Raw genomic sequence first — 14,616 nt, forward strand, 5'->3', positions numbered from 1 at the left:
GCCGCCATCATCATTGCGTCATCCGATCGAGCGCGCGGTTGAGCGCGAGCACGTTGACATGCGGGTCGCCGACGATCGAATCGCGCGTGTTCGTCGCGATCAGGGCGGCGACCTTCGCGACCGGCAGCCCGCGCACGCGCGCGATCCGCGGCACCTGCGCCTCGGCGGCGGCAGGCGAGAGATCCGGATCCAGTCCGGAGCCGCTCGCGGTGACGAGGTCGGCCGGCATCGCGCCCACCACGCCCTCGCCACGACGCTTGGCGACATCCGCCTTGACGCGGTCGGCGAGCGCCTGGCTCGTCGGACCGTAGTTGGAACCCGAGGAGGCGAGCCCGTCATATCCCTTGCCCGCAGCGGATGGGCGCGTCTGGAAATACCGGTCGGTGACGAACGCCTGCCCGGCGACCGTCGAGCCGATCACCCGGCCTCCGGCATCGCGGACGAGGCTGCCATTGGCCTGGTCGGGAAAGATCGTCTGGCCGATGCCGGTCATGGCGAACGGATAGACCAGCCCGAGCAGGATCGCGAACAGGATCGTCATCGCGATCGCGGGCCGAAAGGCGGAAACGAGGTCTTGGTTCATAATTCTTCTCCTTCAGGCCCCTCCCTTTCGGGTGGGAGGGGTTGGGGTGGGGAGACAAGGTCGCCGGTTGTTGCGACGCTCGCCCCACCCCCATTCCCCTCCCTGGAGGGGAGGGGCTTCCGACGGTCAGGCTAGCCCCAGTCCGGTCACGGCGACGTCGATGATCTTGATGCCGACGAACGGCGCGACGAGACCGCCCAGGCCATAAATCGCGAGATTGCGCGCGAGCAGCGGCCCCGCCCCCATCGGCTTGTACGCCACCCCCTTCAGCGCCAGCGGCACCAGCAGCGGAATGATCAGCGCGTTGAAGATGATCGCGCTGAGGATCGCCGATTGCGGCGTCGCCAGTCCCATCACGTTGAGCACGCCGAGTCCCGGATAGAGCGCCACGAACATCGCCGGGATAATCGCGAAATATTTCGCCACGTCGTTCGCGACCGAGAAGGTGGTGAGCGCGCCTCGGGTCATCAGCAACTGCTTGCCCAAGCCGACCACCTCGATCAGCTTGGTCGGATCGCTGTCGAGATCGACCATGTTGCCCGCCTCGCGCGCCGCCTGCGTGCCGGTGTTCATCGCCACGCCGACATCGGCCTGCGCCAGCGCGGGCGCGTCGTTGGTACCGTCGCCGCACATCGCGACGAGCTTGCCGCCCTGCTGCTCCTCGCGGATCAGTGCGAGCTTGTCCTCCGGCGTCGCCTGCGCGAGGAAGTCGTCGACGCCCGCCTCTGCCGCGATCGCGGCGGCAGTCAGCGGGTTGTCGCCGGTGATCATCACCGTGCGGATGCCCATGCGACGCAATTCACCGAATCGCTCGCGGATGCCGGCTTTGACGACGTCCTTGAGGAAGATCGCGCCGAGCAGCCGTCCGTCCTGCGCCACCGCCAGCGGCGTGCCGCCGGCGCGGGCGATCTCGTCGGTGATGCGCCGCAACTCGGTCGCCGCCGCCGTCTCGCCGAGGCCGGCATTGGCGCGCAGGATCGAATCGACCGCGCCCTTCTGGATCAGCGAACCGCCGATGCGCACGCCGGAAATGCGCGTCTGTGCCGTGAACGGAATGATCTCCGCCTCCGCCGGCAGTTGCGCGGTCGTCACCCGGAACCTGTCGCGGGCGAGCAATACGATCGAGCGTCCCTCCGGCGTCTCATCGGCGAGGCTGGCGAGCAGCGCGGCCTCGGCCAGCTCGGCCTCGCCGGTGCCGCCGACGCAGCGGAACTCGCTCGCCTGCCGGTCGCCGATCGTGATGGTGCCCGTCTTGTCGAGCAGCAGCACGTCGACGTCGCCCGCCGCCTCCACCGCGCGGCCCGACTTGGCGAGCACGTTGAACCGCACCAGCCGATCCATGCCGGCGATGCCGATCGCCGACAGCAGGGCCGCGATCGTCGTCGGGATCAGCGTGATCAGCAGCGCCGCGAGGATCGCGACCGGGATGCTGCCGCCGGCGTATTTGGCGAAGGCGGGGATCGTGCCGACGGCGATCAGGAAGATGATCGTCAGGCCGACGAGCAGGATGGTCAGCGCGATCTCGTTGGGCGTCTTCTGCCGCTCGGCACCTTCGACCAGCGCGATCATGCGGTCGAGGAAGCCCTGTCCGGGATTGACCGTGACGCGCACGCGGATCTCGTCGGAGATGACGCGCGTACCGGCGGTCACGGCCGAGCGGTCGCCGCCCGCCTCGCGGATCACCGGCGCGCTTTCGCCGGTGATCGCCGCCTCGTTGACGCTGGCCACGCCCGCCACGACCTCGCCGTCGGACGGGATCAGGTCCCCGGTCTCGACGAGCACGACGTCGCCGATCCTCAACGCGCTCGCCGGTACGTCCTCGTGCTGGCGGCCGTCGCCCTTGAGCCGCTTGGCGGTCAGCTCCGCCTTGGTCGCGCGCAGCGACGCCGCCTGCGCCTTGCCGCGCCCTTCCGCGAGCGCCTCCGCGAAGGTGCCGAACAGCACCGTCAGCCACAGCCAGACGATCAGTTGCAGCTTGAACCCGATGCCCAGGCCGTCGTGCCCGACGACGAGCAATACGGTCAGCAGCGTCGCGACGGCAGCGGTGACGAACATCACCGGATTGCGGATCAGTTCGCGGGGGGAGAGCTTCAGGAAACTCGCCTTGATCGCCGGGACCATCAGGTCGGCGGTGAACAGGCTCTTTGCTTGGGACTGTGCCACGTATCGGCGCTCCCGATCAGAAGAGTTGACCGCGGATCATCGCGAGATGATCGGCGATGGGACCGAGCGCGAGGCTCGGCAGGAAGGTGAGCCCGCCCAGCACCAGCACGATGCCGACGAGCAGGCCGACCCACAGGCCGCCGGTGGTCGGGAACGAGCCCGCCGAGGCCGGCGTGTGCTTCTTGGCGGCGAGGCTGCCGGCGATCGCGAGCATCGGCACGATGATGAAGAACCGGCCGACCCACATCGCGACGCCGAGCAGGCCGTCGTACCAGGGGGTGCTCGCGGTAAGGCCGGCGAAGGCGGAGCCGTTGTTCGCTACCGCGCTGGTGAACGCATAGAGGATCTCGCCGAAGCCGTGCGGCCCCTTGTTGAGCGGACCCGCCAGCCCCTGCGCGGTGACCGCCGACAGGGCCGTCATTCCCAGGATGAACAGCGGCAGCACCGCGATGGCGAGCACCGCGAGCTTGACCTCGCGCGCCTCGATCTTCTTGCCGACATATTCCGGCGTGCGCCCGACCATGAGGCCGGCGACGAACACGGCGAGGATGGCGAACAACAGGAAGCCGTAGATGCCTGCGCCGACGCCGCCGATGACGACTTCGCCGAGCTGCATGTTGAACAGCGGGATCAGGCCACCCAGCGCGGTGAAGCTGTCATGCATCGCATTGACCGCGCCGCACGAGGCCGCCGTGGTGACCGCCGCGAAGAGCGCGCTGGCCGCGACGCCGAAGCGCACTTCCTTGCCCTCCATGTTGGCGCCCGGCACACCCAGATGGTGCAGCACGGGGTTGCCCGCCGCTTCCGCCCAATAGGCGACGCTGGCGCCCATCAGGAACAGGATCACCATCGCGGCCAGGATCGCCCAGCCCTGGCGGGTGTTGCCGACCGCCTTGCCGAAGCACCAGGTCAGGCCGAAGCCAATCAGGAAAATCGACAGCATCTGGACGAAATCGACGAGCGCGGTCGGATTCTCGAACGGATGCGCACTGTTGGCGTTGAAGAAGCCGCCACCGTTGGTGCCGAGCATCTTGATCGCTTCCTGGCTGGCGACGGGCCCGAGCAGCAGCGACTGCTTGGCGCCTTCCAGCGTCTGCACGTCGACGACGCCGCCCATCGTCTGCGGCACGCCGCTCGCGATCAGGAACACGGCATAGACGACCGACAGCGGCAGCAGCAGGTAGAGCGTGACCCGCGTCACATCCGCCCAGAAGTTGCCCAGGCTCCTGCTTTCCCGCCGTGCGAAGCCGCGGAAGAAGGCGAAGGCCAGCGCGATGCCCGTCGCCGCCGACAGGAAGTTGTGGATCGTCAGGCCGAACATCTGGCTGAGGTTCGACATGGTCGATTCGCCGGCATAGCTCTGCCAGTTGGTGTTGGTGGTGAAGCTGATCGCCGTGTTGAACGCCAGGTGCGGCGACAGGCCCGCCAGCCCCTGCGGATTACCGGGCAGCACGCCCTGCAGCCGCAGCACCGCATAGGTCAGCGCCATCAGCATGGCGTTGAACAGGAGCATGTGCAGCGCGTAACGGCGCCAGCCCTGCTGCTCGTCCGGATCGATACCGGCCAATTTGTAGAAGCCGGTCTCGACCGGCCCCAGGATCACATGGAGCGGGGTGCGCCGCCCCTCGTAAAGCGCGAATAGCCACGCGCCGACCGGCTTGGTCAACGCGATCAGGATCGCGACGAAGCCCAGGATCAGGGCCCATCCCTGGAAGGTCATTCTCCCCTCCCCGTCAGAAACGTTCGGGGCGGATCAGCACCGCCACCAGATAGATGATGAGGCCGAGTGCGGTCAGCGCCGCCAGCCACAGGTCGATGGTCATGGCTATCGCCTCCTCAGGCCGCATCGCACAGCCGGGCGTAGGCGAGCGTCGCCGCCACCAGCCCGACCATGACGAGAATCCAGATCAGATCGTCCATGTCGCGATGCTCCGGTCAGAAGGCCGCGGTCAGCGACACGAGCAGGCGGCTGCCGGCGATCGAGCCGGTTCCGTCCTGCCCCTTGCTGAAGCTCGGCTGGAGGTAGGCGCTGCGATTGCGCGAAATGTCGGTGTCGACCCACGCGAGGCCCAGCGTCAGGTTGCGGTAGGTCGTGTCCGCACCCAGCGACCAGTCCCAATAGCTGCCGGTCGGCGTGACGGCGGTCGCGTTCGGACCCAGGCCGCTCTGCCCCCAGCTATGGCCGACATGCGCCTTGGCGGTGAAGGGCGTGCCGTGGATCGCATAGGCGCCGTCGCCCCACAGATAGAGATTGTCACCCTTCGCGCCGGGATGGTCGTACACGCCGGCCGCCGCGCTGGCGCCGTTATCGTACCATTTGCCGATCGCCTGCTGCTTGGGCGCATAGGCGACGCCGGCCAGCAGGGTCGCCGGACCGACGCTGCCCGACAGCTTGGCATAGGGCTCGGCATAATCGGTCTTGTTGGCGCCGCCGGGGTAGACGTACCAGGTCAGGCCGACGTCGAGCGTGCCCGTCGGCGAGACCTTGGTCTTGAAGCCGCCGATCAGATCGAGTTCCATGTTGGCGCCGCCGAACGTGCCCCAGCCCGCGAGGTTCGACGCCCAGGTTCCGACATAGAGACCGCTTTCGTGCGCGACGGTGATGCCGGCTTGCACCGCCGGATGGTCGTCCGATTGCGACACGCCGCGGAACCGGTAATCCGAGACGATGGCCGCCGATCCGCTTACGGTAATCGGCGGCGGCGGCGGCGTGTCCGTCTGTGCCCGTGCCGCGACCGGCGCAGCGACGGAGAGGATGCAGGCGACGGATAGGATAGCTTTCATTCTTGCCCCACGGGACGGCGCACGCCGACCATCGGGGGCGCCTTTCAGGGCAGGCGATTAGGCACGCAGCGCATAGCAATTCGAGGCCGAAACCGCGGTATCGCATAGTGCCGGCATATAGTCGGCATGCGGCTATACCGCGGCGTCGCGGATCGTCTCCATCGCCACGAAGGTCGACGTGTTCGCGACATGCGGCAGCGCGGATATGCGTTCGCCCAGCACCTCGCGATATCGCCGGATGTCTGCGGTGCGTACCTTCAGCAGATAGTCGAAGCTGCTCGCGATCATGTGGCATTCCTCGACCTCCGGAATGCGCAGCACCGCGCGTCGGAACTCGCCGAGTGCCGCCTCGCGCGTGTCGGAGAGCTTGACCTCCGTGAAGGCGATATGATCGAGGCCGAGCCGCGCCGGATCGACCACCGCGCGAAAGCCGAGGATATAGCCGCGGGCGATCAGCCGCCGCATCCTGACCTGGCATGGCGTCTTCGACAGCCCGACGCGCTGCGCGAGTTCGGTGACGGAGATGCGGCCATCGTCACGCAAGACATCGATGATACGCCGATCGAACGAGTCCAAAGGACCATCCGAGGCCGATTCCCACTCCTTTTTGCCTGCCATGGCCCCTCACAACGTTGCATCCGGATCGTCATGGTGCAGATAACGGTCTGATCGCCGCCGCGGAAGAGATTATGGGCGGATCATCTGAGAGGATCGATTCCCGCCATGACGACCCAGCCCTTCGCCGCTTTCGCGCCCGCCATCCGTCCGTCGACGCCGCTGCGCGACGCGATCACCGCGGCCTATCGCCGGCCGGAACCGGAATGCCTTGCGCCGCTGCTCGACGCCGCGACGCTGCCCGACGCGATCCGGCACGCCGCGACGGCGACCGCCACCGGCCTCGTCACCGCGCTGCGTGCCAAGCACAAGGGCACGGGCGTCGAGGGACTGGTTCAGGAATATGCCCTGTCCAGCCAGGAGGGCGTGGCGCTGATGTGCCTTGCCGAAGCCCTGCTGCGCATCCCGGACACCGCGACGCGCGACGCACTGATCCGCGACAAGATCGCGGGCGGCGACTGGCGAAGCCATGTCGGCGACGGTCGATCGCTGTTCGTCAATGCGGCGACCTGGGGGCTGGTCGTCACCGGCAAGCTGACCGGCAGCGTCAACGACAGCGGCCTTGGCGCGGCACTGACCCGCCTGATCGCCCGCGCCGGCGAGCCGGTGATCCGCCGCGGCGTCGACATGGCGATGCGGATGATGGGCGAGCAGTTCGTCACCGGCGAGACGATCGCCGAGGCGCTGAAGCGGGCCCGTCCGCTCGAGGCGCGGGGTTTCCGCTACAGCTACGACATGCTCGGCGAAGCGGCCACCACCGCGGCGGACGCGAAGCGCTATTATGCCGACTACGAGAATGCGGTGCGGGCGATCGGCGAGGCTGCGGCGGGTCGGGGCATCTATGCCGGCCCGGGCATCTCGATCAAATTGTCCGCTCTCCATCCGCGCTACGTCCGCGCGCAGGCGGATCGCGTCATGGGCGAGCTGCTGCCGCGGGTGAAGGCGCTGGCCGTGCTGGCGAAGGGCTACGACATCGGCTTCAACATCGACGCGGAGGAAGCGGATCGGCTCGAACTGTCGCTCGACCTGCTGGAGAGCCTCGCGACCGATCCCGATCTGGCGGACTGGCACGGGCTCGGCTTCGTGGTCCAGGCCTATGGCAAGCGTTGTCCGTTCGTCATCGACTGGATCGTCGACCTGGCGCGGCGTTCCGGCCGTCGCATCATGGTCCGCCTGGTCAAGGGCGCCTATTGGGACGCGGAGATCAAGCGGGCGCAGGTCGACGGCCTTGCCGACTTCCCGGTCTACACCCGCAAGATCCACACCGATGTCGCCTATGTCGCCTGCGCTCGCAAGTTGCTGGCGGCGAAGGACGCGGTCTTCCCGCAATTCGCGACCCACAATGCGCAGACGCTGGCCACCATCTACCACCTGGCGGGTGACGACTTCACCGTCGGCGATTACGAATTCCAGTGCCTGCACGGCATGGGTGAACCGCTCTATGACGAGGTGGTCGGCGCGGAGAAGCTGAACCGCCCGTGCCGCATCTATGCGCCGGTGGGCACGCACGAGACCTTGCTCGCCTATCTCGTCCGCCGCCTGCTCGAGAACGGCGCCAATTCCTCGTTCGTCAACCGCATCGCGGATCCCGAGGTTCCGATCGCCGACCTCGTCGCCGATCCGGTCGAAAGCGTGCGCGCGATGGCGGTGCCGGGCCAGAAGAACCCGCATATCGCGCTGCCCCGCGATCTCTACGGCACACGCGTCAATTCCGCAGGGCTCGATCTCAGCGACGAGCGCACGCTGGCGATGTTGGCGGAGACGATGGCCGCCGCCGGCCCCTGGGAAGCGGGAGTCGACGGCGCACCGCGCGACGTCCTCAACCCCGCCGATCATCGCGACCGCGTCGGACTGGTCCGCGAACTGTCGCCCGAGCAGGCGCGCGCCGCCGCGCACGTCGCGGCAGCGGCCGCGCCGGGCTGGGCGGCGACGACACCGACGGCGCGTGCCGCAATCCTCGACCGCGCGGCAGACGCGATGCAGGCGCGCATGCCCGAACTGCTGGCGCTGCTCGTGCGCGAGGCGGGCAAGTCGCTGCCCAACGCGATCGCGGAAGTGCGCGAGGCGATCGACTTCCTGCGCTATTATGCCGAACAGGCGCGGACCACATTGGGTGCGGGCCACATGCCGCTCGGTGTAGTCACCTGCATCAGCCCGTGGAACTTCCCGCTCGCGATCTTCATCGGCCAGGTCGCCGCGGCGCTGGTCGCCGGCAACGCCGTGCTCGCCAAGCCGGCGGAGGAGACGCCGCTGATCGCCGCGCAGGGCATCGACCTGCTGCATCAGGCGGGGGTGCCGATCGACGTACTGCAGTTCGTGCCCGGCGATGGCTCGATCGGCGCGGCGCTGGTCGCGGCGCCCGAGACCATGGCGGTGATGTTCACCGGCTCCACCGAGGTGGCGCGCCTGATCCAGAAGGAGCTTGCCAGACGCCTGTCGCCCGCCGGCACGCCGATCCCGCTGATCGCGGAGACCGGCGGCCAGAATGCGATGATCGTCGATTCCTCCGCGCTTGCCGAACAAGTGGTGGCGGACGTCATCGCTTCCGCCTTCGACAGCGCCGGCCAGCGCTGCTCGGCGTTGCGCGTGCTGTGCCTCCAGGAAGAAGTCGCCGACCGGACGCTGGCCATGGTCAAGGGCGCTCTGCACGAGCTGTCGATCGGCCGCACCGACGCGCTTAGGACCGACATCGGCCCCGTCATTACCGCCGAGGCGCGGACGAACATCGAGGCGCATATCGCGGCGATGCGCGCATCCGGCCACCACGTCGAGCAGCTCGCGCTCGCCGGCGACACCGCGCACGGCACGTTCGTCGCGCCGACGATCATAGAACTTGGCGACATCGGCGAATTGAAGCGCGAGGTCTTCGGGCCGGTGCTCCACGTTGTTCGCTTTCGCCGTGCCGAGCTCGACCGGCTGATCGATCGGATCAACGCGACGGGCTACGGCCTCACCTTTGGCCTGCACACGCGCCTCGACGAAACGATCGCGCACGTCACCAGCCGGGTGAAGGCAGGCAATCTCTACATCAACCGCAACGTCATCGGCGCGGTGGTCGGCGTACAGCCGTTCGGCGGACGCGGATTGTCCGGCACGGGACCGAAGGCGGGTGGACCACTTTACCTCGGCCGCCTGGTCGCGGGAGCGCCGCTGCCGCCGCCCATCGCGAGCGACCATGCCGATCCCGCCGCGCGCGACTTCGCCGTGTGGCTGGAGGAGCGCGGCGATGTAGCGGGCGCGCGGCAGGTCCGTGACGCAATCGCTGCGTCGCTGCTTGGGGCCGAGACCGAGTTGGAAGGACCCGTGGGCGAGACCAACGTCTATGCGCTGCATCCGCGCGGCCGGGTGCTGCTGATGCCCCAGACCCGCGCGGGTCTGGTCGAGCAGCTCGGCGCGGCCCTGGCGGGCGGCAACGACCCGGTGGTCGTCGCCGACGACGACCTGCGCTCGGCGCTGCAGCCGTTGCCCGACAGCGTGGCCCACCGGCTGCGTTGGTCGCGCGACTGGCGGCGCGAAAGTGCCTATGCCGGCGCGCTGATCGAGGGCGACCCCGCCACCGTCGCCGAGGCGCTGGCTGCACTGGCGGAACTTCCCGGGCCGATCGTGCTGCCACAGGCGTCCGGGGCGGGCTATCGCCTCGACTGGCTGGTCGAGGAGGTGTCGACGTCGATCAACACCACCGCGGCGGGCGGCAACGCCAGCCTGATGGTCCTGCCGACCAGCTGATCGTTCAGGCCGGTATCGCGGCGGCCGCGATCGCGCCGCCGCGAACGGTACACCAGGCCAGGCTGCCGCCTTCCGCCGAGGCGACCGAAAAGGCCAAGCCGCCGAGCGCGCGTGTCTCGATCGCCTCCGCGGCGATGCGCGACGCGATGCCGAGGCGCTTGGCGTGCGCCTCCTTCGTCACCCAGCGGGCAAGCGCCTGGTCTTCGTGCATCGTCGCCCGTTCGGCGATGGTGAAGGCTTCGGGCGGCGGGGGCGGCGCATCCAGCGGTTCGACGTCGACGCCGATCCTGATCCGCGCGACCCCGATCAGCGCGAGCGGCCAGCGGCCGGCGACGCTGACATGCCAGCCGTCGGGCGCGATGACGATCGGCGCGCCCGCCTCGTTCCGCGCGATACGCACCAGATCCGGGTGTACCCCGGCCATTCGTGCGATCAGCGCCTTGGCAAGCCGCCGCCGGAGCGCACGCATCGCCGCCTGCGGCCGGTCGGCCAGGTCGGCGAGATCGTGCGCCGACACCGCCGCGCGCCTCGCGTCCGCCGCCGTTTGCGCGTCGTCCAGCCGCAGCAGCCACGCCACCGGCCCGTGCCCCGCCGGGATCGCCGCGAGCGGCCCGGTCGCCCAGGCGGGCTCCGTCATCCGTTGCGGACGAGTCGTGCGGGCGAACCCTCCCACGACGTGCCCGGCGGCAACGTCTCTCCCTTCATCACCACCGACAGATCGCCGAGCTGCGCGTCCTCGCCGATCTCGGCATCGTAGAGGACGATCGCATAGGATCCGATCGTCGCCCGGTCGCGCACGCTGACCCCGCTCACCTTCATCACGCGATCCTCGAACAGGTGCGTCTGCAACCCGGCGAAATCGTTGAGCGCGACATCGTCGCCGATATCGACCAGATCGTGTTCGGTGACGTCGGTGGTATCCATGTAGCAGCGCTTGCCGATCCGGCATCCCAGCAGTCGCAGATAGGCGGGCAGCCACGGTGTGCCGCGCAACGGCTCCAGCAGGTTCGGCACGGCAAGATTCTCGTAGGTCGCGGTGACCAGCTCCGTCCGCCAGACGAAGGTGCTCCACAGGGGCGCGGTCGTCTGGCGATAGCGGCCGACCACCAGCCACTTGAGCAGCACCACGGACAGGCCGCACGCCAGCGCGAAGCCGATGTAGAGGAACGGAAAGGTCAGCGGCACCAGCCAGGCGCCGTTGCCCAGGTCGTCGATCGTCCCGACCGCCGAGAGCAACAGGCTGAAGAAGGCGAGGAACAGCGTCAGCGACAGGGTGACGCGGACATATTCGATGCCGAGGCGCGTCGCGACCAGCCGGCGGCCCGGATTGAAGCGCGCGCCTTCGTCGAACAGCCCGACAGTCTGCCGGACCGGCAGCGAGATCGGCGGCGAGCCGAACCAGGTGCCGTCCGGCTTTTCGGCGCCGCCGTCCGCGGGTGGCTTGGAGAGCACGCCGATCAGCACGCCGTCGCCGACACTCGCCCCCGTCGGCAGCAACGCGGAATTGCCGATGAAGCTGCGTCGTCCGATGCGGGTATGAGCGAGCCGGATCGCGCCGGGCTCGACGCGCGCCGCCCCGAACAGCACCGCATCCGCGATGAAGCTCTCCGCGCCGATGTCGACGAGATCCGGGACGATCGCCGCCGCGGTCGATATCTCGGCGCGCTTGCCGACCTTCACGCCCAGCGCGCGATACCAGGGCACGACATAGAGCGTCGCATAGATCGGATGCAGCAGGCGCAGCGCCAGGTCGTTGACCTGCTGCACGAACCAGAAGCGCACGTAGAACCAGCTGTGGATGGGGTAGCGGCCCGGCCGCACCCGTCCGAGGAACAGCCGTTTCGCCGCCACCGTCAGCACGCACATCAGGATGACGTAGGTGATGGCAAGCGCGGGCGCGAGGAGCAGATAGGTGTAGCTCTCGCTGCGCCAGTCGAGCTCGATCAGCGTGACGAGGCCCGGCGCGATCGGCAGGATCGCGACCAGCGGCAGCAGCAAGGCGCCCAGCGCGAGCGCAAGGCCGACGGCAAGGCGGCGCGTACCGCTGGCCGGCGGCGCCGCCTGCGCGGCGACCATCCCGTGCGAGGTCGCGGGCGAACCGCTCCAGCACTCGCCCGCCGGCACCTGCGTCCCCACCGGCAGCGCGGACAGATCCTCCAGTTGGGCTCCCGCACCGATCGCGCAGTCGCGTCCGACCACGGCCATCGATCCGACGAACGCGCGATCGCCGATGCGCGCGGTGCCGAGGCGGAGCAGGCCCCGCTCGACGGAGGTCGTGGCGAGCATCGCATAGTCGCTGACGATCGCGCCCTCGCCGATCGTCACCAGATCGGCCGCGTCAATGTTGCCGCGGCCGATGAACGCGTCCTTGCCCACCTTCGCGCCCAGCAGCCGGTAATAGGCGCGGATCATCGGCGTACCGGCGAGATAGGGCGTCGCGATCACCTCCGAGAAGCGGCGCACGAACCACCAGCGCAGGTAATAGCTGCCCCACAGCGGATAGTCGCCGGCGCGGAAGCGGCCGATCACCAGCCATTTGATCAGGATGGAGGCGAGCATCGCCAGCGGGGGGATGAAGACGAAGCTGAAGCCGCTGAGCAGCAGCGCCGGCACGCGGTCGACCTGATCGGCGAGGCGCGTATAGGCGATATAGGGGAAGAACCACTGCAATCCGGCCACCGCATAAATGGGCAGCAGCAGCAGCGTCTGCGCGGCATAGCAGAGCCACCGCTTCGCATCGGCGATGCGGTGGAACGGTTCCTCCACGGCGGCGGCGGCCAGGCCGTTATCGTCCAGCCGCGCGGCGAGCGCGCGGATCGTCGGGGCCGCGTACAGGTCCTGGATGGACACGCCGGCAAGTCCGGGTGCCTTGCGAATCGCGGAGACGAGCCGCGCTGCCTTGAGCGAATGGCCGCCCAGATCCTCGAACAGATCGTCGGTCACGCCGACTTTCTGCGGCGCGAAGGCCTCCGCCCAGATCGCCTGGAGCGTCTCCTCCAGCGGCGTCGCGGGCGCGACGGCCTCGCGCGTCTCGTCGGCGACGACGACCGGGCGCACCAGCGCCTTGCGATCCACCTTGCCCGAGGCGGGCAGCGTCGGCAGCGCATCGAGGCGCTGATAGGCAGCGGGGCGCATGTAGACGGGCAGCCGGTCGCGCACGCGGGCGCGTACCGCGTCCATGTCGATCGTCGCGTCGCCACGCGCGACGAGGAAGGCGGCCAGGAATTCCGCGCCGTCCTCGTCCTTGAACAGATGCACGACCGCCTGCGCCACGGCCGGATCGTCGGCGATCACCGCCTCGATCTCGCCCAGCTCGACGCGGAACCCGCGGATCTTCACCTGCGTGTCGATGCGGCCGATGAAGTCGATGTCGCCGACGGCATCCAACCGCACGAGGTCGCCCGAACGATAGACCAGCGCGGACTTGCCGTCGGGTCCGGCGAAGGGCGTCGTCACGAACTTGTCGGCGGTGAGGTCGGGCCGGTTGACGTAGCCCGCGCCGACGCCCGGGCCGCCGATGACCAGTTCGCCCTCCGTCCCCGCGTCGACCGGCCACAGCTTTTCGTCGACGATCCACGCGGTATAGCCGGGAAGCGGCCGGCCGATGGTGACGCGGCGCCCCGGTTGCACCTCGGTCCAGGTCGCCGTCACCGTCGTTTCGGTCGGCCCATAGGTGTTGAGCATCCGCAGGCCCGGCCGCGACCAGCGATCGACGAGGTCGGGCGGACAGGCCTCGCCCCCGAGGTTGAGCAGGCGCAGCGAGGGCATCGGCGTCTCGACCAGCGTCAGCAGCGACGGCACGACGTGCCAGATCGTCACGCCCTCGCGCGCCAGCACCTCCGCCATGTCGGGCCCCGCCTTGGCGAGCGCCTCGTCCGCGACGAGCAGTTCGGCACCGACGAAGAAGGCGCTCCACATCGTCTCCACCGACATGTCGAACGCCAGGCTGAAGCCGCCGAACACCTTGTCGCTTTCCTCCAGCGCCAGGATCGCACTTTCGGACCGTACCAGGTGGCAGGCATTGGCCTGGGTGATCATCACGCCCTTCGGCCGGCCCGTCGTGCCGGAGGTGTAGATGATATAGGCGAGGTCGCCGGGCTCCGCGCCGGTGTCGGCGCGCGTCAGCGGCGTCGCGTCGAGCGCGGCGAGATCGCCCAGCGTCTCGTCGACGACGAGCGTTCGCCGCGGCATCGCGCCTGCCCGGTCGCTGTCCGTGACGATGAGCGCGGCGTCGCTGTCCTCGGCGATGAAATCGATGCGATCCTGCGGATAGGTCCAGTCGACGGGAACGTAACAGGCGCCCGCCCATAGCGTACCCAGGATCGCCATATACTGGTCGAGTCCACGCGGCAGGCAGATGACCACGCGGTCGCCACGGCCGACGCCGAGGGCGCGCAGCTGTCGTGCGAAGCGCACCGCCCGGTCGCGCAACTCGACATAGCTGAGCGCCGTCCGCCGCTCGCTCTCGGGATCGTCGACGAGCATCCGCGTCGCGCAATTGCGTGCGAACCGCCGGACGGCCGCCTCGAAAAGCTCCTGCAGAAGCTCGTCGCGCGCGTAAGGCTCCTCCTCGCGCAGCGCGGCGAGCGGCGCGATCGGCGCGAACACGGTCGGATGATCGGTGTTGATCACGGGCGCCGGCGCATCCTCGAACCTGTCACTCATCGATACGCCTCGTCCATCACCGGCTGCCCTTGGCGGCAGCCCTTCACTCGATCCTCCTACAGGAACAAACGACGCCTGGA

General features: G+C 68.9%; 9 protein-coding genes. 1 reads left to right on the forward strand and 8 read right to left on the reverse strand.

The window, feature by feature from the left end:
• Positions 1 to 10: 10 nt before the first annotated feature.
• From kdpC to RF701_RS10055, 6 genes are all read right to left on the reverse strand, one after another.
• Positions 11 to 583, reverse strand: coding sequence for a potassium-transporting ATPase subunit KdpC (kdpC, locus tag RF701_RS10030; protein ID WP_210357699.1), 573 nt, complete (start codon positions 581 to 583; stop codon positions 11 to 13).
• 126 nt (positions 584 to 709) lie between these two features.
• Positions 710 to 2,746, reverse strand: coding sequence for a potassium-transporting ATPase subunit KdpB (gene kdpB / locus RF701_RS10035; protein WP_210357698.1), 2,037 nt, complete (start codon positions 2,744 to 2,746; stop codon positions 710 to 712).
• A 16-nt stretch (positions 2,747 to 2,762) separates the two neighbouring features.
• Positions 2,763 to 4,466 (reverse strand): potassium-transporting ATPase subunit KdpA, encoded by a 1,704-nt coding sequence (gene kdpA, locus RF701_RS10040; protein WP_308814868.1) that lies wholly within the window; start codon positions 4,464 to 4,466, stop codon positions 2,763 to 2,765.
• Between the two features lie 13 nt (positions 4,467 to 4,479).
• A complete protein-coding gene (gene kdpF, locus RF701_RS10045) occupies positions 4,480 to 4,569 on the reverse strand; it encodes a K(+)-transporting ATPase subunit F (protein WP_203309311.1) in 90 nt (29 codons plus the stop codon).
• 112 nt (positions 4,570 to 4,681) lie between these two features.
• On the reverse strand, positions 4,682 to 5,530 hold the full coding sequence (locus RF701_RS10050; RefSeq protein ID WP_210357696.1) for a TorF family putative porin: 849 nt from the start codon (positions 5,528 to 5,530) through the stop codon (positions 4,682 to 4,684).
• Between the two features lie 132 nt (positions 5,531 to 5,662).
• The gene (locus tag RF701_RS10055; RefSeq protein ID WP_308814871.1) at positions 5,663 to 6,148 is read right to left on the reverse strand and encodes an Lrp/AsnC ligand binding domain-containing protein; all 486 of its coding nucleotides are present in this window, start codon (positions 6,146 to 6,148) and stop codon (positions 5,663 to 5,665) included.
• Between the two features lie 105 nt (positions 6,149 to 6,253).
• Here RF701_RS10055 and putA point away from each other — a divergent pair, with 105 nt between their 5' ends.
• Positions 6,254 to 9,871, forward strand: coding sequence for a trifunctional transcriptional regulator/proline dehydrogenase/L-glutamate gamma-semialdehyde dehydrogenase (gene putA / locus RF701_RS10060; protein ID WP_308814872.1), 3,618 nt, complete (start codon positions 6,254 to 6,256; stop codon positions 9,869 to 9,871).
• A gap of 4 nt (positions 9,872 to 9,875) precedes the next feature.
• Here the strand turns inward: putA and RF701_RS10065 are convergent, their stop codons facing one another.
• Together RF701_RS10065 and RF701_RS10070 are read right to left on the reverse strand one after the other, a co-directional pair.
• A complete protein-coding gene (locus RF701_RS10065; RefSeq protein WP_308814874.1) occupies positions 9,876 to 10,508 on the reverse strand; it encodes a hypothetical protein in 633 nt (210 codons plus the stop codon).
• A complete protein-coding gene (locus tag RF701_RS10070; protein ID WP_308814876.1) occupies positions 10,505 to 14,536 on the reverse strand; it encodes a Pls/PosA family non-ribosomal peptide synthetase in 4,032 nt (1,343 codons plus the stop codon). The genes RF701_RS10065 and RF701_RS10070 overlap by 4 nt, the downstream gene beginning before the upstream one ends.
• Positions 14,537 to 14,616 lie beyond the last annotated feature (80 nt).

Origin of the sequence: Sphingomonas sp. GV3 (assembly GCF_031082075.1) — a bacterium.
Lineage (GTDB): Bacteria > Pseudomonadota > Alphaproteobacteria > Sphingomonadales > Sphingomonadaceae > Sphingomonas > Sphingomonas beigongshangi.